Below are 21942 nucleotides of genomic sequence, written 5' to 3'. Positions count from 1 at the left end.
AGGTACTGGAATAATAATGAATCCTCCTGTATTTATTGTTTTAAGCACTGCCTAGCCCTTAACTGAACCGTATTGACTTTAGACGGCGGAGAAGGAAATGATAGTCTCGCAGGTGGAGTCGGTAGCGATCGCCTTTTGGGCGACTTTGGTAACGACAGTCTCAGCGGTGGTGAAGGCAATGACAAACAGGAAGGAGGGGCCGGCAATGATTTTCTTGAGGGCGACGAAGGCGCGGATTTAATCAGAGGAGAAGACAATAATGATAGTATCTTCGGAGGGTCTGGCAATGACTGTCTTAACGGCGGTCAAGGCAATGATACGGCGAGCGGAGGAGATGGAGGCGATCGCTTGTTTGGTGGAAGCAACAACGACTTGCTAATGGGCGACAAAGGTAACGATCGCCTGTTTGGAGAAGGTGGCAATGACACTCTAATAGGTGACTTAGATAATGACTACATCAACGCCAATGCAGGAGACGATTTGCTGGAGGGAAATCAAGGCAACGACACCCTGATTGGCGAGCCGGGTAATGACATCATATCGGGTTATATCTTTTCATCAACTGGAGAACAAATCGATCATTGAATTGGGCCAAGTGAAGCTGACATATTGGTTCTCGGTTCATTAAATACCAGCCCTTACCTCTTCTATGGCGGTAAAGGTCGCCATGCCATTATTCAGGATTTTAAGCGGGGCGAAGGCGACAAAATCCAAGTCGTTGGTTTCGTACAAGATCGTAACGGTTCTCGCTTCTTCTCTTACCGATTTGAATCTTATGATGACGGTACGAGACGGGGAACTCGGATATTGGTCGGATCGGATTTAATCGCCGATGTTCAAAATATTACTGATGTGAATCTATCAGATTGCGCGATCGTTTCGACTGGGTTTTCACCGCCATCGCGAGACTTTCCATCCTTCCCGTCTCTTCCTGAAATTCCCTTTCCGATACCGCCACTTCCCTCTCCTTTCTCGCCAATGCTGCCAGTTTTTGTGGAAAGTTTGCCTTCTTTTCAATTGTGATAGGACTTTACGGACGGGGGTAATCACCCGCTTTTTTTACGGAAATACGCAGGTTGCACCCAGCAGATGCTGTTAGAAGGGACTGAAGTCCTTACTACAAAACAAGATTCGGTTGTACCATCCAACCGGTTCGGGTGACTCGACTGACATTGAGGGCCTTTGGGGCAGAAAGTGAAGTTTTACGATCGAGATGAAATTTGGCCTCTCCCCCTAAACCGGTTTCCGGCTCGGACTGCTTTCTGTAGCTTAGCCCTCCTCCCATACCACCTTGGGCGGATGTTGAGATTGCGAAAAAAGCGTTTTAAGCCTCCACAAACCGATCGCGCGTGTGAAAATTGCACGGCAATTATGTTACATTTTTTATCACAGTCTGGAATTCGATCGGGCAACGCCAGCGAGTAGGGACAAGCCACCGCTTAGTTTCCCAGGGCTTGCAGGCGATCGCACAATAGAGTTCCTTTCGTCAGCTCCAAATTTAAAAAATAGCCTCAGGCATTTGCTAGTAAAAGCAAGCTGCTCGGCGCGGGGCGACAAAAAACCTTGTGGCTGCTGCCCTGAACCTCAACCACAGCAATATTCTTTTAGGAATTCTGGCTCCATGTTTTCTAAACAAATCACCGACTCAAAAACCTACCAGTGGTTTGAGGAACGCCTGGAAATTCAGGCGCTCGCCGATGACATCACTACAAAGTACGTACCCCCGCACGTCAATATTTTTTACTGCTTGGGCGGAATTACTTTAGTTTGCTTTCTGATCCAGTTTGCCACCGGCTTCGCCATGACTTTCTATTACCGTCCGACGGTGGCAGAAGCTTTTTCTTCAGTGCAATACCTGATGACTGAAGTCAACTTCGGCTGGCTGATCCGCTCCATCCACCGCTGGTCTGCCAGCATGATGGTACTGATGATGATTTTGCACACCTTCCGGGTTTACCTGACCGGCGGCTTCAAAAAGCCCCGTGAATTAACCTGGGTGACAGGAGTAATCTTGGCAGTCATCACTGTTTCTTTCGGCGTGACCGGCTATTCGCTGCCTTGGGATCAAATCGGTTACTGGGCAGTTAAAATCGTTTCCGGCGTCCCCGAAGCTATCCCGTTTGTCGGTTCTTTGATGGTTGAACTGCTGCGCGGCGGTGTCAGCGTCGGTCAAGGCACTTTGACCCGTTACTACAGCTTGCACACTTTTGTGTTGCCTTGGCTGATTGTAGTCTTCATGCTGGCTCACTTCTTGATGATTCGCAAGCAAGGTATCTCTGGCCCGTTGTAAGTTTTGAGTTGTGGGGGCGGTATTTTTTTGGCCCCCCGCTGAATTTTGAGTTGAAAATTCATAATTCATCACTCATGATATTTATTTACGGCTAACACTTCCTGCGATCGCGCCGCTGATTCAAACTAACGAATACAGCGGAATGGCAGGCCCGGGTAAAACTAAAAGGAGAACACTGTTACTATGTCTATTCTCAAAAAACCTGATTTGAGCGATCCCGCGCTCCGCGCTAAGCTCGCTAAGGGCATGGGTCATAACTATTATGGCGAACCAGCTTGGCCTAATGACTTGCTCTACGTTTTCCCTATAGTCATCATGGGAACGTTTGCTCTGTGCGTCAGTTTGGCCGTACTAGACCCGGCTTTGGTTGGGGAACCTGCTAATCCTTTTGCTACTCCGCTGGAAATTCTGCCGGAATGGTATTTGTGGCCTGTGTTCCAACTCCTGCGCGTTTTGCCTAACAAATTGTTGGGTATTGCTTGCATGGCTGGCGTTCCCGTTGGCTTGATTTTGATTCCGTTCATCGAGAGCGTTAACAAGTTCCAAAATCCGTTCCGCCGCCCTGTTGCTACTACTGTTTTCCTGTTGGGAACTGCGGTAACTCTGTGGTTGGGTATTGGTGCTATTTTCCCGATCGACAAATCTTTCACACTGGGTCTTTTCTAAGATTTAAGTTTGCTTGATTTTGACGCCTGCGGATTTCCTGTAAAGTGCTTTTGTACTGGTGGGAAACTTTCGCGGGCGTCATTTGATTTTAGATTTTAGATTTTAAATTTTAGATTGAAGAATAGCGGATTGGGAATTTCAATTGATTTTAGATTTTAGATTTTAGTTAGATTGAAGAATAGGGGATTGGGAATTTCAATTGATTGAAAAATTGAATAAGTGGGGATTTTTATGTCTATTATTATTTAATAATACTCAGTAATTAATTCTCTGATTTTATTAACTTAAATTCAGAAGCATACAGAAGCCTAAAATATTATATCTAAATATATATATATAGCAATCTTAAATGAGTCGTAAATTTTTTACCCCACCCCAACCCTCCCCTTAGTAAGGGGAGAAAGTAAGAAATTAACAAATGATTTAGGATTGCTATATAAGCACAAAGAAAACCATAGTATTTTGTAGGGGCGAGTTCCTGTAAATATCTACGGTTTATATGCGGCTCTCAGAGATTAAGGCTAATACTTGAGATGCAGAAAGTAGATCTACTTACCAGCAATCGTTAAAAATTCCCCTCAATCTCCGGGAAAAGGCTAGACTTGGCCGCAGACATATTCAGTAAAACTATATCTATATTGCCACTGCGTTTACAAATAAAGATGGCTATAGTTATACTTACTGATTTTGGCATTTAAGTGGGATTCAATACCCGCTCAATTGCCGCTCAATACCCTCTTGCTGCTAACTGCAAAGCGGGTTATGGCGAGGGATTCTCGGAGGAATTATGATGAACCTAAATTTAGATACTATTTTCTCATCGCTGATGAACCCGGCCCTGAACGAGTTTCAGGTTTGGGCTTTGCAAAACCCGGAAGAAAGTCTCAGCAAAACGATGCTACCGCCGATCGCCCTGATTGAGGGTTTGATTGCCAACGAACCCACCTATTTGCCACTAAAACGGCTGGCTTTCGGAGCCAATTTTTGCTGCGCGGGGCAAGTCGTGATGGGAGAGTTTGACACCCTAGAAAAAGCACTCACATCGCCCCAGGCGCGCGGATGGCGGCTGGGTACTTCTGTACTCGATCCCGATAGCGCGCCCAACCAAGATGTCGGCGGTAGGAACCTTTTTCTACTGTCTTTGTCCGATCGCGAAACAGATGGTAGCAGCAACCACGCAGCATTCCGAAGCTGTATGCAGAAATATCTCTTCAACAGTGCGACAGCGGATCGCCAGGGAGACGAAATCAGCAGGCGGTTGCTCGATCGGCTAGCCGCCGATTATGCCCAAATGCCACACGGTGCGGGGGGAGCGTTTTTTACCGATGTCAAGCGGGGTTGGATGGGATTTTTAGTCCGATACCTGCACTACGTCATCTTTGGGATTAATCCAGACGATTCAGAGTCGATCGAACTTCTCACCGAATTGCATTACACCCGCCAAAGCCCGCTGCACTACTTCGCCGTCATCGGCAACCTGCTGCAAAGCCTGAACGTCTTTGGACACGGGGATTTGTCCGCTCTAATCGAGCGTGCAGCGACTATCTATGAGAATTCCCCAGCTTTAGCCGACTTCGAGGAGAGCTCGGAAAACAACGGCATGACTAAGCGGGAATTGGCGAAGCTGATGACATCGATTATGGGGATAGCGGGACTGCAAGGCCCTCTGCACCTAGGTAACACGGCAATGGGATACCGCCCTCTCCCCGCCTATAAAGGACAGCAGACGGCCGAAATTAACCCGACTGATTTTTGGGATCGGCTCGATTTGGACGATCGCCAGTCGATCGAGCTGTTCCTCCTGGAATGCGCCCGCCTCTGGGCTCCCGTCAGCGCCACGCACCGAGTCGCCACAGAGCCATTCACCGCAACGTTAGCGGGCAAAGAGCGCACTTTCCCAGCCGGAACCAAGGTACTGATACCGCTCAGCCTGGGGCTGCTAGACGGGAGTTTCTGGGGGCCTACGGTATACGAATTCAACCCTAAGCGGGAGAATCTGTGCCCTTTTCATATGGGATTTCATTCCGTGGGCGATCGTAGCGCGGGACGGATTTGCCCGGGTAAAGACATCGCACTCAAGATGCTGGTGGATGTCGTGAGTACGGTAGGCAAAGTGCGACGAGCCTCTGAGCCGAATTTGCAGGGGTAATCAATCCAAAAGCTCGATCGGACAGCGGTTGAAACTGAGATATTGCACCATTTCTCGCTTAACAAGCCCGACAGCCCACCCCACAAGACATCAAGTTTATTGTGGGGTGTCCCCCCCGCCGTTGAATAACTGATTGGCTAGGATGCAAGATGTGAGTTGAAACCGCACGCCACATAAACTATCGATCGCTCGATCGACTAAGAAATCAAGGGGGTATCTAATAGGAAACCAAAACACAACTATTTTGAGGATAAATAATACCATGTTAATCGAAGAAAAGCAACTAAAAGACATCGCGAATTGGATGAAAGTAGAACATCCAGCCGAGTTACCAGAAGTCCTGCAAGGTATCTTTTTTATGGACGGGAATGTTTTACCAGACGATTGTTTGACGATGTACAGTTCAGACTGGAATGCTGACGAACGGACGTTATTGCTGCGCGTTTTTGACCCTGTTATCTGGACATTTCATTCATCAATGGCGGGACGGATGTTACTTTATTTAGTCAAATTTTCTCGGATAACTTACTTGTTCCGATTCTCGGATGCAACTTTGCAGCACGGACACATCACGCCGATAGTGTTTGGATGGTCTGTGCCACAGTGGCTTGTAGATTTTTTGATCGATCGAGATCCGAATACTCCGAATGGAGATATCTGGCATCGCACAAACTCGTTTTTCGGCAGACCTGCTGACAGCGGATATACACTCCGCAGGATTGTAGACAAAGATGGCAATTACACCTCAGCTTTTCCAGAGATGCTGTCTAAGGTTGAGAGTGATTGTTTAATTATTGCCAAAGAGTGAAAATATTTAGGAAAACTACAAAACCCGCTTAATTAGGCGGGTTTTGTCGATCGAAGTGGCGGGAATAGTCGCTTTCATGGCATCATAGAAACTTGTCCCTCACATAATTGAAATAGATGACCGCTCCAAACTCCCCTGTTTCCCCCGTCACTTGGAAAGAAGACCGAGTTCTGCTAATTGACCAAAACCGACTCCCGAAAGAATACGGTGTAGTCGAAATTAGCCGCTGCGAAGATATGGCTGAGGCGATTAAAACTATGATAGTCCGAGGTGCTCCGGCGATCGGGGTAGCAGCAGCTTACGGGATGTATTTGGGGGCGCGAGAAATCGAAACGGGCGATCGTACCGAGTTTTTTACTAAACTAGAACAAGTTGGCGAGTTATTGCGATCGACTCGTCCCACGGCGGTTAATTTGTTTTGGGCAATATCGCGAATGCTCAAAACAGCCGAGAGAACTAGCGGTTCCGTCGAACAAGTGCAAAAAACTTTGTTAGAAATGGCCAAAACCATTCAAGCAGAAGACTTGCAAACTTGTAAAGATATCGGCGACAAGGGTTTAGAAGTTCTGCCAGCTACACCGGAAAAATTGAACTTACTAACTCACTGCAATGCAGGTGCGTTGGCAACAGCAGGCTACGGTACTGCTTTAGGTGTATTTCGTTCTGCTTGGCGAGAAGGAAGACTCGGAAGAGTTTTTGCAGACGAAACTAGGCCGCGTCTCCAAGGTGCAAAACTCACCACTTGGGAATGCGTACAAGAAGGAATTCCCGTGACATTGATAGCAGACAATATGGCCGCTCACTGCATGAAACTCGGCATGATTCACGCAGTAGTTGTGGGTGCAGACAGAATCGCTGCTAACGGCGACGCTGCCAATAAAATTGGCACTTACAGTTTAGCAATTGTTGCCAAAGCTCACAACGTCCCGTTTTTTGTCGCCGCTCCTCTGTCAACAATTGATTTTGAACTTTCCGACGGCAGCAAAATCCCCATTGAAGAACGCGATCCAGTTGAAATGTATCAAGTTGGAACTACGCGAATTTGTCCTGTGGGAGTCGAATTTTACAATCCCGCTTTTGACGTAACTCCCGCCGAATTAATCTCAGGAATTATTACAGAACACGGCACGGTTGCTCCTTGGGCGTTGAAACAGTTTCAGGCAAAACAATTAGTTTGATTGTATGTTACTCAACCGCTCATTCCACCAGTTATCTCGGAAAATAATACCGCTTTTTAAAAGCGTGACATCTTTAGGGACACGGCACTGGCGTGTCCCTACCGAAACTCAACTTTTAAGCAATGGTACAAGCGGGACTTATAGCTGTCGCAACCGGCAGAGGAAAGTTGTTATAACAACTCTAACTCTGCCAGTTTTTTTCGCTACAGTCGCTCAGTCTCAGTGGCCGCCAACCTTGAAAGCTCAGGAATCAGCAGCCAAACAATATGTGGCAGCAATGAATAAAGCTCAACAAGCCTACTATATACAGAATACTGGTTTTACAAGTTCTGTTTCTAATCTAGGTATCGGTATTAAACCTGACACAGCCAACTACCAATATTCAATTAATACGGAAAACAAAGTTGTCTTTAATTATGCAGTATCGAATCAAGCTAATCTCAAAAGTTTGGTTGGTGGAGTCTTTTTAGTAGGAAACAAAACCCAAACAATCTTGTGTCTAAATGCTACTCCTGGGAAGATTAAACCACCTAATCCAATGTATGACGGTCGGGATTTATACTGCGCTGCTGGTACAGGAAAAATTGCTCAATAAATTATGTCGAATTTAGTGTGTAATTTAGTGTATGATTTGGCAGATAATTGGGTAGTAAGCGCCGATTTAGCGAAGCAATTACTGTCAGGGGGCGCTACTGTGCTCGATGCTCGTAAACCTGTTTTAAAGTGGTTTTGCCGTCTGCCACCAGCTATTCCTGTAACTTGGCAGGAATTTTCTCAATCGCACTTTCCCCACCAGGGAAAAATTATCGAAAATAACACAGTTTTAACTCAAAAACTGCAAGCAATTGGCATTTGTCAATACAAACCTGTCATAGTTGTTGCCGATTCGGTGAAAGGCTGGGGCGAAGACGGGCGAATTGTTTGGATGCTGCGGACTTTGGGGCATGAAAAAGCCGTTTTTGTAGATGGAGGATATCGAGCTTTAATCCAAGCTGGAATTGAGCGAGTAAAATCGGCAAACAATCCACCGAAAACCGGAGATTTTATCGTATCTCGCCGCTCGAATTGGGAAATTGAGCAGGATGAATTGAAAGCGATTTTAGGCAATGCTAATTTAGCAGTTATTGACGCCAGAGAACCGCGAGAATATGCAGGTAAAACGCCTTACGGAGAAAAGCGGGGCGGCCACATTCCCGGTGCGGTTCACCTTTACTACAAACAGTTAATGGACAAACAGGGACAACTGCTGGCTCGCGGGGAAATTGTCGCTATTTTGCAGCAAAAAGGAGTTTCGCAGTCAACTCAAATTGTGAGTTATTGCTCCGGGGGAATTCGCTCTGCATGGTTGACTTGTGTCTTGACAAATGTGGGATTTAATGCTAAGAATTATGCAGGTTCCATGTGGGAATGGTCGGCGTCGCCTGCAGATAGTTATCCCCTTTCAATAAGCCTTTCAGGGGCCGGCTAGAAGCCCAACCCCTACTCCCCACAATAAAATTAACTCTTTCTGGAACAAGCCGGAAAGCGTGTTCTTCTTCAAGAAGTCGGGAATCTAAAACAAGAGCGTTTCAGGTTGAGATTCTCAACCGACTTGTTCGATATACTGAGCGAGATCGTCGCGCAGGCGGCTGAGTTCGGCTTCGGTGGTCACGCGCACGCGATCGTCCCTAACCGTAATCAGCACTTTCGCAGCAAAAGGAGTTGGCCAGATATTCGGGTTGCAGAAAACCTCCAAAAAGACATCTCCTGCATACCGATATTCCATCGGTTTTTGGGGAGAAGCTTTAGCGCCAGCGGTTTTGGCTGCTACAGCTTTCAAGCTTTCCATCAAAGCTGCAATTTCGCTTTGCAAATCCCGCGCGGCTTGCGGGGAAAAGCTAAAGGAGACAGAACCTTCGACTAAATTCAGTGTCAGCGGAGAAAGAGACATGGGCAATGAAATTTAACATACGATTGTTAATGATAAAAAATATAGTAACCCAAAAGAAGTACATTCCAGCTTAATTGGACTGCGAAACTGGTATTAATTAAAAATTCTCTCAAGAAGCTCGGCTAAATTAATTAATATAAATCTAGTCGCAAGCTAGATTCCGCAAGAGTTTTAACCTGTTATGATTTGATAAGCTTTAAACTAGAAACCAGAAAACTTGACGGCAGATCGAGGAGATTTTATGGTTGCCGATAACCGTTCCGAAGTCCGCAAGGTTTTAATAATTACTTTATTGCTAAATTTGCTGGTGATGGCAATTAAAGCAGCCGTGGGATGGCTGACTGGTTCCCTCAGTTTGCTGGCAGATGCTTTGCACAGCGTGACGGACAGCGCTAATAATATTTTAGGATTGGTAACTAATCATTATGCCAATCCGCAGCCAGATCGCGATCATCCCTACGGACACCAAAAATTTGATGCTCTCGGAGCTCTGGGAATTGCTGCTTTTCTGGGAATTGCCTGTTTTGAAATTCTCAGCGGTGCTGTCGAAAGGCTGATTAACGGGGGTAAAGTTGTCAAAATATCCCCAAATGAACTGTGGATTTTGCTGATTGTACTGGGGATTAATATTTTTGTCACTTTTTACGAGCGCAGAGTTGGCAAACGTCTCGGTAGCGCGATTTTAGTGGCTGACGCTCAGCACACGCTGAGCGATGTTTGGGTGACAATTATGGTCATCGGCGGGTTGATTGGTGTTTGGCAAGGGCAGGTTTGGAATATACCTCAATTACAATCCCTGGATGTGTTTTTGTCTTTTCCTGTGGCTGTTTTGGTATTTAGCAGCGGTTGGAAGGTTTTAACAGAAAATCTGCCTTGGTTGGTGGATGAAATGGCGATCGCACCGGAAGTTATTCACGCGATCGCGATTGATGTACCGGGGGTTGTCAACTGTCACTCGATCGCCTCCCGTGGCGTTGTAGGGCGTCAAGTATTTATTGAGATGCACGCGATCGTCGATGCTGTCGATGTAGAAACTGCTCACCGGATTACAGAAGAAGTAGAAGCCCGTTTGGAAGAACGTTTCAGCCCTGTACGCATCTTAATTCACGTTGAGCCGCCGGCTTACCATTCCGACCAAATTAGCTACGATTCTGGAGAGAAGGAAGAAGTTAAGCGTGAAGTTGGGTAACGGATGAGTGTAAGGGATTTAAAGGATGTAAGGGATAGACTGAAGCTGGAAGAGGATGGATGTGAAGGAGGAAAGATTTAGGCTGTATTTCCAGGAAAAAGCAGGTTGAGGGATGAAGGAGGAAGGCGGTTTTTGCGATCGCAATTCCTTTAATTTTTTAAATGCTATCAAAGGAATTAGAGCGATCGCACTTAATTTAGTGCTAGTTTTCCACAGGAAAAGGGGGGTTTTCCACAGAAATCAGCAAGTTTTCCACAATAGATTGATCGGCTGTCGTCGATTTCTGTCTTTCTATTTGTATAAATTCCAAGTATTTTGAATTTCTGTAGCCATTTCCCCCCGCAAATGCCAAGGTAGCAAAATCTCCACTTGTGAACCGAGAGCTCGCCGCCATCTTAACAGGTAGTGCGGATGGAATTTTTAGTTTATTTTATCTGGTGCTAGCCTATCTACTCTCGATCGTAGCGGAAATTCTCCTACTCTGTTTTAGCGGACGATTCTCTTAATTCAGAGAAAGATGAAGAAATGTTTCGATCGAGTTGGATTTGGGGGTGTGAGTGCGATCGCGCCTGAGTTGGTGAAAAAGCGCTCGCCTTCTGCCAAAATCAAAATTCAAGCCTCCAAAATCGATCGATGCAGCCATTTCAAAACTGCATCGATGAGATTCGGATGGTTAGGAGAAATGCGTTTTACATTGTCGCATGGTCGATCGGTGATGATTGCGATCGTGCCTCCAAAAGCACTCAGTGCAGTTAAAAAAGGTTCGCTGAATTCGCGATCGATTTTAGAGTTGTAGAACAGCAACGCAACTCGTTTTTCTAGGTTTCTCAAATTCAGTCGCCAATAGGCTTTGAGCAGTGGCATAGTTGTAGGTGTTCCTTCTTGTCGTTCTGGACAACCTTGCTCTACCATTTGGATATAGATATCAGTGGCAGGATTATCTGGAGGGTTAAATTCGCTACCATCAATACAAATCAGTTGTACTGCTTGATTGAGTTCTTCATTATGGGAAACCGCAGACTGAAGAACTGACAATTGCTCAACAAGCTTGGGGTGTTGAGCAGTAGAAGAGTTAGCAACAGAGATGTTTTCAAGTGTCTCTAAGTCAGTACAAGATGGTTGAACACCACAAGCGTCATAAAATTCCGTATAACTCAAGTGATTAGCACAATGCCACAGCACTGAATGAGCAATTATATATAAATCCGTGTCAAACTTAGCAACTGCATCTTCTACATAATCCTTTAGACCAAAAACTAGCCTTTGCAGTTGTGATTTGTGAGTAATTTGTTTTAATTCGGCGGCAAGAAACCCTTGAATTTGACGGTCTTTTAAATTGACGGTTAAGTTTACTAATTTATCAACAATAGATTGTGGTGACAACGTTTCAATGTTAACTAATATTTCCATACAAATATGGCGTAATATGTTGTCTTTATTTATTTGGAGAATTTCCATTAGTTTATCGATGACTTCAAAATTAGTTTGTTTAATTTTGGCAATCGCAATTTCTTCGCAATCATATAATTTCTCAGCAAAACTATTTAGCCGCCAATTTATAATGTTTAGTTCTTGTGGCTCGTTAATTAGTGAACCAAATTCAACATATTGTCTTTCAATCAAAAAACCTTCTATATTTTCTGTATCGTCACTTGTGGGTAAATTTAACTCCTCGGCTGTATTTTTATTCAGATAGTTTTCTATCAATAAACTTATAAAATCAATGAATGTCTTATCTTTGCTACTTTGGTAGCCTACTATTTTAAAACGCTCATACATTGTTGTAGTTTGAGAAAAAATTTGTACTAAATGTAGTAAAAGATAGTCAAAGTCAATTTTTACTTTTACCAAACAAATCAATTTTTTAATAATTGACCGATTCTCGAAAATTTTTGGATAGCTCAAGCTTGCCATTACTAACATTTGAGCATAAGCTATAGATTCATCTGTGTCTTCTTCATTTGCAATTAATTGGATTAATTTATTAATGATTTCTACAATAAAACCTTGTGTCTCCAAATAGTCAAATAAAGATAGAATAATCACTGGATTTTGTGAAGTATATAACAAATCCATGATTGCTCTGTTGACTTTTGAAATATCAATATCAAGTCTCTTGACTATATCTATACCAGGAATAATACTTATTTGATTGTCTCGATTTTGACTTATGAAATCAATCAAAGCATCCAATACGTCTTGATTGTTGACTAAAGCGTTATGATTTAGGCTTAGTTCGTCTAAATGTGAAATAGCTAGCAATTGAATCATAGAATCTTGACTATTTAAAAATGATGTTAACTTACCAATAACCACTTTGTCCAAAATCTTAAAATCCATTAAAATATTAACGATATCAAAACTTTTTCTTTCGTATTGCTCATCTTCGTTCAATAAAGCCTTAACTAAAAAATCAACGGCAATTTGCTTGAAATTATCATTTTTTAAAGCTATTTTTGCTACTTCTATGGCACCTCCCTCATTATCATCTTTTAATAATTTAGGGATTAATACTTTTAAGCATTCATGCTCCGGGTTGATTTTAAATAAAACTTCCAAAAGCCTAGATAGTTCGTATAGTTCTAAATCAGTATTATTATTGATGACTTCACTTATAATATCACAGGCTTCTTTGGAAGCGTAATATTTTAACGATTCTATGATGAATTCCTCATAACCCGGAAGCATTGATTTGCATACTTTTGTTTGTATATTATCATCCAAGCAAACGAAATACACCCGTCCAGCAATAAATTCTATTTCGCCAGATTGACACGAGTAAACTATCTTTAATGGTAGAAGCTTAAGCCGATACATATTTTTCCATTTATCTTCCTTAAGATTGGTTATTGTGTCGATCAATTCTTTCTTTAGCAGTGCTGAAATCCGGGAGTTTTCTAACCATAATATAGCTACTTCTAGCCATTGGGTTTCAAAGATTCGATAGCGCTCCATGAAAAATTGATAATTATCAATTACTAAAGATGCAAAATATTCCTGGAATGTAGGATGAAAGAATGCGTAAACAGGTTCATCTGTTGCAGCTTCTCGATCTACTAAGTTCAGCAAACCGAGATCCCAGGCTAATTTAAAAAGCCTATCGCCCATTTGTTTTTCAATTAAACTCAGCGGCAACCGAAATCTAGCATGGCTATCCAATCCTGCTATAGACAAACGACCGAGGGCTTGATGTAATTCTTCTCGCAAACCTGGTTGAGTTGCCCAATCAATAACCGTTTGGGATGGTTTCCACTCATAGAAATAGCGGACAAAGTGTTGATATAGTTCCGCTTTGGTTTCTGGTAATTCGACTTGCTTATTTGGGCTGAATATTTGACACAGTAGAGATAAGCGAAGCGGATTTTTTACGAGTTGGCGGATGCGTTCTTTTTGCGGTTCTTGCAGCTTTTTCTGTAACTCCTGTCCCCGTTGAATATTTTTGGCTTCAGCAAACCACTGCTGAATAAAATCATCTACTTGTTCTTGTTTAAACTCCTGAGTTTTGTAAGTATCAAAGCCTGTGAGGGGATTGTTGAGACGGGCATCCCAAACATTGGTTCGACAGGTCAAAACAACCCGCACATTACCCAACCAATCAGTAAGCTGGTTTCTGATTTCCTCTAAGGACAAACAACTATTCGCCCCTACAGCCATTTCATCAACACCATCAAGTAACAGCCACACTCCACCTTGACGTAACCGTTTTTGTAGAGATGTTTTGTCAGACTTCTCTACATCAATATCAGGATAAACCAGAGCCATAGCTTCCGGTAACCATTCCTGAAGGATATAGTCTTTCAGTGTCTTTCCTTGCAAACTTGCCAGCGCAATGCAAATCGGCAAATCTTGATTATTTTCCTGAATGTGAGTGGCGATTTTATCTAACAGCGTTGTCTTTCCTGCTCCTGGTTCGCCGACAATAGCAATATGCTTATTTTTTCCAGTAGGGTTTTGTCCAATAACGTCAGTCATGAATTCATCATGCTCGTAAATTCGGGTAACAACTTCCGGTTCTAATTGATGTAACTGTTCCATAGGCACATTGCCACTGCGACGCTGCTGCTGTTTCCGTTCGATTAAACCTAGCGGTACAAAAACATTGATTTCAAATCCCTGTTCAGTTGCCTTACGCCTAATTCGCTGTTCTTTTTGCTGTTCCTTTAACATTTGTTGGCAAACTCGCTGCCAATCAATGTCAATGTTTGGCTCTGGATCTCGCTTGGAATTCTGCAATTTGGAGTCATGTTGGGCAATAAAGCTTATGGGTTCAAATTCTAATGCTTTAAGAATTGAGATGACAGTACCGCGATCCGGTGGCGTACCTTCAAGAAAGCGTTTAACCGTACTAAGATGCACATACGCCTGCCTTGCAAGGTCTTCTTGAGACCAACCTCGTTTATCTGGATTTAGTGGCTTCTCTAATTCAGCCATCCGTTGACGAACTTTATCCAAACCTGCGCCATCAATCCGAACACTGCGAGATGCCATAGTTTGACTCATTCCTAACAACTAGAGTGGATGAAATTGGGAATTTTGCATCAGTTGCATAGCCCGCCAGGGGTTTAAACCCCTGGCTCATAGCGAAAGTCCTCTAAAAGAGGACTAAATTCTGACTCAAAAAAGCGTTCTTCAGTCCACTTAAGTGGACAGTAGCTCTTAGCCGTGGACTTGAGTCCACGGCGGGACAACAGCACAGGCGCAAAATCTCAATCAAAACTATCCCTAGCATAGTCAGCATCAAGTTTCTTGACCAGTTCAGATCAGTTCACTTTTTTCTGAACCGTTTTGCTCTGGAGAAATCCAGTTGACCCCAATAGGCTTGAATCATTAACACTCAAAGGTTCAGCTTATGACAGCCTTCCAACTCAGCCTTTTCCCAGACGAGCCACCTACTCCCCTCGACTCCCTTAACAAAAAGAGAAGGGTAAAACTCCCATCCCAACCAACTGTAATTGAGCAATCCTGCACAACCCATAGAACCGCACAACTGTTGGAGGTATCCACCACAACTCTCTACCGCGCTCGGAAAGAAGGCAAACCTTACCAGAAGGGCGCTTGGACTGCTACCGCCCTTGGTGCAAACGCTTGGACAGTCGTCTACAACCCCTTTAATTCCCACTCACCCTAATCTGAAATAAAACTCATGCTATACGCCTTTGACTATGACAATTCTTTGTCTTCATTTCCCCAATTCCAAAGCGGAGAAATCATCAACGAGTTAGAAACGATCGCTATCGATATTCTAGAGATGATTTTAGGCGATCGCTTCCGTTACTGTCCCCAAGTTCCCCTAGAAATCATCTGTTCCCGTCCAGAAACTTTCACCCGTCTTCCCATTGAACTTTGGAAATTTTGGGTGAGTTCCAGAGTCGATATCGCCTTGATGGAACGCGGTTATTGTGCTAGTCGCAAAGCCCAACTCGTGATAGAATGTCAATCTCATTGGCACGATCGCCCAGAGGTGCAGGTGCGCGATCGCAAAAAAGCCCGACTCCTTGCATCTGTTGGCGTTCCCTTAGTATACCTGCGACAAATCGATCTCGATCGACGCTTCTATCGTTTCTACACTCCCAATGGACAAAAAGAAGTCTTCTACAACTCAATTACCCAACAAGGACGGACAGAACTGGAAGCATTTTTGCAACACTATTCAACACAGTTGACAGTTAACAGTTGACTCTTAGACTATAATTTTTATGTGTAAGTCCTGTAATTAACACAGGACTTACAGACGGCATCTATCCAAATCGAAAAGCAATAATCGACAATGGTATTACTCCCACTCGATCGTTCCCGGCGGCTTAGAAGTAATATCGCATTTTTTGTTCTGATCTACTGAATACCTTGTACCACATATAGATGGAATATGCTGGATGATTAGAAATACCGATCGCAACTAGAACAACGGTACAACATTGGTGGGAATTTAGCAAACAAGCTTGCCTTTCTAAATTGTTAAAAAATGGGCCTGACGGATATTTTTTAAATATAAGTTAGTGACCCAATTATCTATCTTTAGCCATGGGCGCATTAATACCTTTATAACCGGGTTTTTTACCCTTATTAAAGGCTAATTAAGCCGTTTTTTTGTCCATCAAACTCGATTTCTGGCAACCCGTGCGTCCAGGAGTATATCTTCCTTTGGAAAGGTGACTTGATTCCGATTTGTGGTATATTTTCTGGGCGAGGGGATGTTTTAGGACAATGTTCGATATGAAACGTTTAAAATTAAAATCAATGCTGGTGGCGGCGATCGCGATCGCCTTTTGTTTAATTGCGATCGCCAGCTATGCCCAAGCCAACAAGACTTTAACACTGGCGACTTCCCCAGACTACCCGCCCTATGAATTTAAAGATACGGCTGTTAGCGGCAACGAAATCATCGGTTTTGACATCGATATTGCCAAATATATTACTAAAAAATTGGGCTACGAACTGAAAGTAATTGGCATGGATTTTAACGGCTTAATTCCCGCTTTGCAGGCGGGCAGAGCCGATTTTGTGATGGCTGGAATGACTCCCACAGCAGAAAGGAAAAAAAATGTTGCTTTTTCTGACCTTTACTACGAAGCTCAAAATACAATTGTCGCCAATAAAGGCAGCAATTTGACCAAAGCTGAAGATTTAGCCGGGAAAAAAGTAGGCGTTCAACTCGCAAGCATTCAGCAGGAAGCTGTGAAAAAAATGGCCGGGGTGCAACTGGCTCCTCTCAATAGGATTCCTGACATCATTCAAGAAATTAAATCGAACCGCCTTGCGGCGGGAGTGATCGAGGATACTGTCGCTACGGGTTATGCAGCAGCGAACCCGGACTTGGAATTTAACACAATTCCGAATACTGAAGAAAGCGGTTCGGCGATCGCCTTTCCGAAAAATTCGAGATTAGTTCCAGAATTCAACCGAGTTCTCCAACAAATGAAAGCCAGCGGTCAAATTAAGGAACTAGCTACTAAATGGTTTTCTCGACCAATTCCGCAAGAACCTGCTCAAGCAAATCAGCCTGCGGTAGCCTCTAAGTTCGGGTTAGATTTTGGCAAAATCTTGCCGAGTTTGCCTTATATTTTGTCCGGGCTTTGGGTAACGCTAACTTTTACATTGCTGTCGGCATTTCTCGGATTTATCTGGGGAATCGTGCTGTCTCTGTTTAAGATTTCTAGCATTAAACCGCTGGCTTGGTTCGGTACTGCTTACACCTCAATTTTTCGAGGAACACCGCTAATTTTGCAGTTGACTTTAGTTTATTTTGCTACGCCGCAGCTTACGGGCTATAATATATCTGCGCTGCAAGCTGGTGTGATTACTTTTTTCCTGAATTCTGGGGCTTATATTTCCGAAACAATCCGCGCCGGAATTCAAGCCGTAGATAAAGGTCAAAAAGAAGCCGCAGAATCGCTTGGTGTTCCCTACAAACTGATGATGGGCGATATTATCTTGCCGCAAGCGTTGAAAAATATTTTGCCTGCATTGGTGAATGAAAGTATTGCTTTGCTGAAGGATTCAGCTTTAGTTTCAGTAATTGGCGTAGAAGACTTGCTGCGCCGCGCTACAATTGTGGGAGCAGAAAAGTATATTTACTTTGAACCTTTGATATTTGTCGGCGCAATTTATTATTTGATGGTGCTTAGTTTAACTTGGGGGGCCAATGTACTCGAACGCAGACTCCAAAGTAGCAGTTAAGGTCGATCGCCTGTATAAATCTTTTGGCAATCTTAAGGTTTTGCGCGAGATAACTACTGAGATTCATAAAGGAGAAGTGATTGCCATTATCGGCCCTTCGGGGTGCGGCAAATCTACTTTTTTGCGGTGTTTGAATTTACTGGAAATTCCGACTTCGGGACACATATACATTGACGGGGTGGATATTACTTTGCCGAAGGCAGATATTATGAAAATCCGCCAGAAAGTGGGGATGGTTTTTCAGCATTTCCACTTGTTCCCGCACATGACTGTGCTGCAAAATGTGATGTATGCGCCTGTAAAGGTGAAGCAAATTGCTAAGGATGAGGCGCGTCTGAAGGGGTTAGAATTGCTGGAAAAAGTGGGTTTGTCAGATAAGGCAGAGGTTTATCCTTCTAAGCTTTCAGGGGGACAAAAACAGCGGGTGGCGATCGCCCGCTGTTTGGCGATGGAACCGGAAATTTTGTTGATGGACGAACCGACTTCTGCACTCGATCCAGAAATGGTTAAAGAAGTGTTAGATGTAATGAAAGCTTTGACGAAAACGGGAATTACAATGGCAATTGTAACTCACGAAATGGGTTTTGCGCGGGAAGTCGCCCACCGGATATTGTTTCTCGATGGCGGAAAGGTGGCGGAAGATGTGCCGCCGCAGGAGTTTTTTAGTAACCCGAAGTGCGATCGCGCCAAGCAATTTCTGGAAAAAATGCTTTAATTTATATAAGAATTAGAGTTTTTAACCGCAGAGGACACAGAGGGCACAGAGAGAGTTAGAGGAGAAAAAGAAAGTTGCGGTAGGGTGCGTCAGTTTGAGATGCTCGATCGCCACGGAAAGTATAATAATGTTTATCCGATGATTAAGTTGGTAATTCTGTTAGAAAAAGGAGAGAATTCTTTGAATCACCTGGGTATTAAAATCTTTCGGAAAGCGGTGTCTTTCCTGAGCGTGATCGAGAAAGAAAGTCTTGGGATAATAAGCAAGACCGGCTTCCATCTCGCTAATCTTTTCTAATAAGGGTTCGATCCGATCGATTTTGTCGGGATGGCGATGTTGGATGAGAGTCGCAGCATTCCTAAAATGCCGCCCCTCATCCTGCGTCACCAAATGTCCTACGCGAGCAAAGCCGTTCCCATAGTGTTGGTAGAATTCTTTAATATCCCGGTGATAAGACCAGACGGAACCCATTTCGTCAAACATTAAACCAACTAGAATGGTGAATTCGTTCTCAATCAGAAACGAGATCGGTTCGAGTTCATGCACCCGGCTCTGGTTTTTTTGGTCAATCGCCTCTGGGGACAGACCTGATACCATGTGATAGACCTTACGTAGAGCAACGTAGTGCCGTAATTCGTCTTGCAGCCAAAGTTCGATCGCACTCATGAATTCTAACGAGAACTCCGAACTTCGAGATAACAGATGCTCGTAGAGTGGCTGACTGTCTCCCTCAGAGAACACATCTCGGCTCAGGAGATCCATAAATCCAGCCTGAATTGTAGGCGCGACTTCGGGAATTTTAAACTCATCGGCAATAAATTCATCTACACTCCACTCACTGCTAAGAATTGGAATTCCCCGGACATCATGAGTTTGTAATTTCATAGTTTTTCTGATTAGAAGTTAAGTATTCACCAGACGATCGCTCACAATATGCGGAACGATTAAGCAATGTCGTCCGGTGATCGGATTGGTATCTCCGCGCAATACGATGCCAGATGGAGTATCGCCGACAATCCAGGAACCTACGACGAAGTGGTAGCCAAAATATTCGGGCAAGGGTTGATAGGACTGAATAATGAATCCTTCGCGATCGTAGCCCATCGCCTCGCGGGCGTGAACGGCTCCGGCAACAAAATCGCCTGTTTCAATAGAAACCCCAACACCTTCTAGACCGACGAGGGGCTTTTTGACGTGCATTTGGGTCAGTAATGCTGTGGATTCGAGCGAGATAGTATCTGTGAAGAAAGTGGGTAGCAAGAATTGAGCGTACACTGGGTGGTTGCCAAATAATTCCCACATCCACACCATCGATCCTTTATTGCTTAAAATCTGTTTCCACAGCGGTTCAATGATTTTCACGTCCCCTGCTATCAGGCGCGATGCTAGGGCTTCATCTGCGTTAAAGGATTGGCTGGCGAGTTGCAAATCCAGCCAATCGACGATTTTCCACAGCCGCAAGATCCGATTATTGAATTGATCGACAAAAAATCCTTCTTCATCCACGCCCAGATGGTTACGCAATCCTACCAGTTGGGTGAAAAAGCGATCGTTTCCCAATTCTTGATTGATAATTTCGACCAGTTGCCCTGCCATCTCGGTATCTTCTGACAGATGCTCGTCAATTAACAAGCTCAGACCGAACTGCTTTAAATCATAATGACGGCTTAGAGTGCGGAATCGACCGGCAACTTCATCCCAAAAGTTGTTGAACTGATTGGCATCGTTGGGAAGCGCTCGCAAATCTCGGCTTGGTTTTTTCATGTCATCTAACCACAGCCATTGATAGACCGTTTCTGCACCCAAGAGAGGAGTTTCGCCGTTGATTTCTAGAAGGCTAATTTTTCCATCTTCAGTGACGGCAAGATCGAAACGGGTATAAAGAGACATATCTTCTGCTTCGTCAACCCGATCCCACGAAACCTGAATTGCTTCCCAGAAAGCAGGGGGAATAGCGAGTTTTTTCATCCGATTTTCTAGGCCATCAGCGGTGAAAAACCAGTCCAAAAACTCCCGACACATATCCCAAAGAGCCTCAGTAGCATCCCAGATGCTCGCCTCTTCCTGGCGCGAAAACATCACCCCAAAAGGACGGTCTAAGGCTTCTGCCCAGTAGCGTTGGTTGATGTCTGCAAGAGGCTGACATTGGTAGGCGTTCTCTAATACGTGCTGCTGCCAGTTGCGCCGTCGCTGAAACAAAAAGGGATACATGGATGAAGCACCTTGCTAGTGACACTGGAGAATATGGAAAAATAGAGAAAAATCGGTCTTGGTTACTTTCCTCCGGCTCCCAAAGGAGCCGTGGAACGGACTGTGCTACCAAACCTCCCTCGTCCTTTGATGGTTCCCTGAGCTGCGTGGCCTGGGGGGCGATTTGGGGTGTCGCCACTGGAGGAAAAGTAGGGAGAATCTAGCGGTATGCCCTGTAGGGGACGAGTAATCTGGGTTCTATCTGGAGTTACAATTCCGATGTTGGAGCGGTAAACGGGTTGCACTGGATAAACCGTGTAGGAGCCGCCGTTGACGCCGTTGACCACTGTTGGAGGGGCATCATCATCGACATCATCGGTGAAATAGAAGCCGCCGAACTCTGGTCGCCATCCGGGGGTAGCAGCGCTGGAATTCGATACCTGCGAGCAAATGCTTGCTGTGTCTTCTTGGCATTCTGGCTGCGTGCGATACACGGGCGTAATGCGTTCGTATTCCTGCATTGCGTACCGGAACTGAGCCTGACACTGCTCTTTGGTGAACCCGTTGCTTTGGTTCATCGCATCTACAATACATTGCTGTTGGGATTCGTAGTAGCGTACTTCGTTGCGTTGGTGCAACATGGTATAAGCAAGATAGCCTAATCCACCGATCGCCAGTACACCTGATGTAATTAGAAGGTAACGAATTGTTGTCGTTCGATTGTTGTTATGAGTCATGGCTAACCGGAGGTTAGAGTCATTATTTTAAAGAACCTGTAATGTGATGAATTTGCTGCCACTGAGATGATTGGATTTACACGGTCAGCCAAAGTTCAAGTAATTTACCTAAGTCTGTGAGTTGGCACTCACGACTTTGATTATAGCTTTTACTACATTGCGCGATTCAGGGATTTCTCGAACGCAGCAAATTATATTCCTCAAATATTTGATTTCAAATTCGCCTTTTTTGACTGCGCTGATTTCGCTGCCGATCGAGCTTTGCCAAAGCAGCACCCGAAACATCCGCCAGAATGCTAATTATCCGATATAAAGCCACGGCACTCAGAATTATACCCCAATACGGTTCAGTTAAGGGCTAGGCAGTGCTTAAAACAATAAATACAGGAGGATTCATTATTATTCCAGTACCT

20 protein-coding genes are annotated in these 21942 nt (G+C 44.3%); 14 read left to right on the top strand and 6 right to left on the bottom strand.

Annotated elements, in window-relative coordinates:
* The first annotated feature begins 72 nt into the window (after nucleotides 1-72).
* The 5 genes from QUA47_RS25535 to QUA47_RS25515 all read left to right on the top strand — a co-directional run bounded on the left by QUA47_RS25535 (nucleotide 73) and on the right by QUA47_RS25515 (nucleotide 5105).
* The gene (locus tag QUA47_RS25535) at nucleotides 73-585 is read left to right on the top strand and encodes a calcium-binding protein (protein WP_333432821.1); all 513 of its coding nucleotides are present in this window, start codon (nucleotides 73-75) and stop codon (nucleotides 583-585) included.
* Between the two features lie 24 nt (nucleotides 586-609).
* Nucleotides 610-1023, top strand: a complete 414-nt coding sequence (locus tag QUA47_RS25530; protein ID WP_333432820.1) for a hypothetical protein — start codon at nucleotides 610-612, stop codon at nucleotides 1021-1023.
* Between the two features lie 598 nt (nucleotides 1024-1621).
* Entirely contained in the window at nucleotides 1622-2290 is a 669-nt protein-coding gene (gene petB, locus QUA47_RS25525) for a cytochrome b6 (protein ID WP_006633252.1), read from the top strand.
* Between the two features lie 183 nt (nucleotides 2291-2473).
* On the top strand, nucleotides 2474-2956 hold the full coding sequence (petD, locus tag QUA47_RS25520) for a cytochrome b6-f complex subunit IV (RefSeq protein ID WP_190660167.1): 483 nt from the start codon (nucleotides 2474-2476) through the stop codon (nucleotides 2954-2956).
* 787 nt (nucleotides 2957-3743) lie between these two features.
* Nucleotides 3744-5105: a cytochrome 450 gene (locus QUA47_RS25515; RefSeq protein ID WP_333432819.1), complete on the top strand. Its 1362-nt coding sequence runs from the start codon at nucleotides 3744-3746 to the stop codon at nucleotides 5103-5105.
* A 96-nt stretch (nucleotides 5106-5201) separates the two neighbouring features.
* Here the strand turns inward: QUA47_RS25515 and QUA47_RS25510 are convergent, their stop codons facing one another.
* The gene (locus tag QUA47_RS25510; RefSeq protein ID WP_333432818.1) at nucleotides 5202-5369 is read right to left on the bottom strand and encodes a hypothetical protein; all 168 of its coding nucleotides are present in this window, start codon (nucleotides 5367-5369) and stop codon (nucleotides 5202-5204) included.
* Here QUA47_RS25510 and QUA47_RS25505 point away from each other — a divergent pair.
* The 4 genes from QUA47_RS25505 (at nucleotide 5368) to QUA47_RS25490 (ending at nucleotide 8559) form a co-directional block, all read left to right on the top strand.
* The gene (locus QUA47_RS25505) at nucleotides 5368-5913 is read left to right on the top strand and encodes a hypothetical protein (RefSeq protein WP_333432817.1); all 546 of its coding nucleotides are present in this window, start codon (nucleotides 5368-5370) and stop codon (nucleotides 5911-5913) included. The genes QUA47_RS25510 and QUA47_RS25505 overlap by 2 nt on opposite strands.
* A 116-nt stretch (nucleotides 5914-6029) precedes the next feature.
* Entirely contained in the window at nucleotides 6030-7091 is a 1062-nt protein-coding gene (mtnA, locus tag QUA47_RS25500) for an S-methyl-5-thioribose-1-phosphate isomerase (RefSeq protein WP_333432816.1), read from the top strand.
* A gap of 235 nt (nucleotides 7092-7326) precedes the next feature.
* Complete coding sequence (locus tag QUA47_RS25495) at nucleotides 7327-7686, top strand: type IV pilin-like G/H family protein (protein ID WP_333432815.1); 360 nt, start codon at nucleotides 7327-7329, stop codon at nucleotides 7684-7686.
* Between the two features lie 3 nt (nucleotides 7687-7689).
* Nucleotides 7690-8559, top strand: a complete 870-nt coding sequence (locus QUA47_RS25490) for a rhodanese-like domain-containing protein (RefSeq protein WP_333432814.1) — start codon at nucleotides 7690-7692, stop codon at nucleotides 8557-8559.
* A 114-nt stretch (nucleotides 8560-8673) separates the two neighbouring features.
* Here the strand turns inward: QUA47_RS25490 and QUA47_RS25485 are convergent, their stop codons facing one another.
* On the bottom strand, nucleotides 8674-9021 hold the full coding sequence (locus tag QUA47_RS25485; RefSeq protein ID WP_015174783.1) for a hypothetical protein: 348 nt from the start codon (nucleotides 9019-9021) through the stop codon (nucleotides 8674-8676).
* Between the two features lie 241 nt (nucleotides 9022-9262).
* Here QUA47_RS25485 and QUA47_RS25480 point away from each other — a divergent pair, with 241 nt between their 5' ends.
* The gene (locus tag QUA47_RS25480; protein WP_333432813.1) at nucleotides 9263-10210 is read left to right on the top strand and encodes a cation diffusion facilitator family transporter; all 948 of its coding nucleotides are present in this window, start codon (nucleotides 9263-9265) and stop codon (nucleotides 10208-10210) included.
* A 612-nt stretch (nucleotides 10211-10822) separates the two neighbouring features.
* On the opposite strand, the gene QUA47_RS25475 is transcribed toward QUA47_RS25480, so the two are convergent.
* Nucleotides 10823-14710 carry an NACHT C-terminal alpha/beta 1 domain-containing protein gene (locus QUA47_RS25475; protein WP_333432812.1) on the bottom strand — a complete coding sequence of 1296 codons (3888 nt, stop codon included), beginning with the start codon at nucleotides 14708-14710 and terminating at the stop codon, nucleotides 10823-10825.
* A 349-nt stretch (nucleotides 14711-15059) separates the two neighbouring features.
* Between QUA47_RS25475 and QUA47_RS25470 the strand changes: the two genes are divergently transcribed.
* The 4 genes from QUA47_RS25470 to QUA47_RS25455 all read left to right on the top strand — a co-directional run bounded on the left by QUA47_RS25470 (nucleotide 15060) and on the right by QUA47_RS25455 (nucleotide 18602).
* The gene (locus QUA47_RS25470; protein WP_333432811.1) at nucleotides 15060-15338 is read left to right on the top strand and encodes a hypothetical protein; all 279 of its coding nucleotides are present in this window, start codon (nucleotides 15060-15062) and stop codon (nucleotides 15336-15338) included.
* A gap of 15 nt (nucleotides 15339-15353) precedes the next feature.
* A complete protein-coding gene (locus QUA47_RS25465) occupies nucleotides 15354-15887 on the top strand; it encodes a DUF2726 domain-containing protein (RefSeq protein WP_333432810.1) in 534 nt (177 codons plus the stop codon).
* Nucleotides 15888-16423: 536 nt separating this feature from the next.
* The gene (locus QUA47_RS25460; protein WP_333432809.1) at nucleotides 16424-17887 is read left to right on the top strand and encodes an ABC transporter substrate-binding protein/permease; all 1464 of its coding nucleotides are present in this window, start codon (nucleotides 16424-16426) and stop codon (nucleotides 17885-17887) included.
* Nucleotides 17853-18602 (top strand): amino acid ABC transporter ATP-binding protein, encoded by a 750-nt coding sequence (locus QUA47_RS25455; protein ID WP_333432808.1) that lies wholly within the window; start codon nucleotides 17853-17855, stop codon nucleotides 18600-18602. Before QUA47_RS25460 ends, QUA47_RS25455 begins: the two co-directional genes overlap by 35 nt.
* A gap of 159 nt (nucleotides 18603-18761) precedes the next feature.
* On the opposite strand, the gene QUA47_RS25450 is transcribed toward QUA47_RS25455, so the two are convergent.
* The 3 genes from QUA47_RS25450 to QUA47_RS25440 form a co-directional block, all read right to left on the bottom strand.
* Nucleotides 18762-19487: a hypothetical protein gene (locus QUA47_RS25450; RefSeq protein WP_333432807.1), complete on the bottom strand. Its 726-nt coding sequence runs from the start codon at nucleotides 19485-19487 to the stop codon at nucleotides 18762-18764.
* Nucleotides 19488-19505: 18 nt separating this feature from the next.
* Nucleotides 19506-20813 carry a glutathionylspermidine synthase family protein gene (locus tag QUA47_RS25445; protein ID WP_333432806.1) on the bottom strand — a complete coding sequence of 436 codons (1308 nt, stop codon included), beginning with the start codon at nucleotides 20811-20813 and terminating at the stop codon, nucleotides 19506-19508.
* Between the two features lie 62 nt (nucleotides 20814-20875).
* Nucleotides 20876-21529: a DUF1190 domain-containing protein gene (locus QUA47_RS25440; RefSeq protein ID WP_333432805.1), complete on the bottom strand. Its 654-nt coding sequence runs from the start codon at nucleotides 21527-21529 to the stop codon at nucleotides 20876-20878.
* Between the last annotated feature and the right edge of the window lie 413 nt (nucleotides 21530-21942).

This window comes from Microcoleus sp. MON2_D5, assembly GCF_036701905.1.
GTDB lineage: Bacteria > Cyanobacteriota > Cyanobacteriia > Cyanobacteriales > Microcoleaceae > Microcoleus.
Note: the sequence above shows the minus strand (reverse complement) of the source record. Positions and strands in the feature narration are given on the sequence as shown.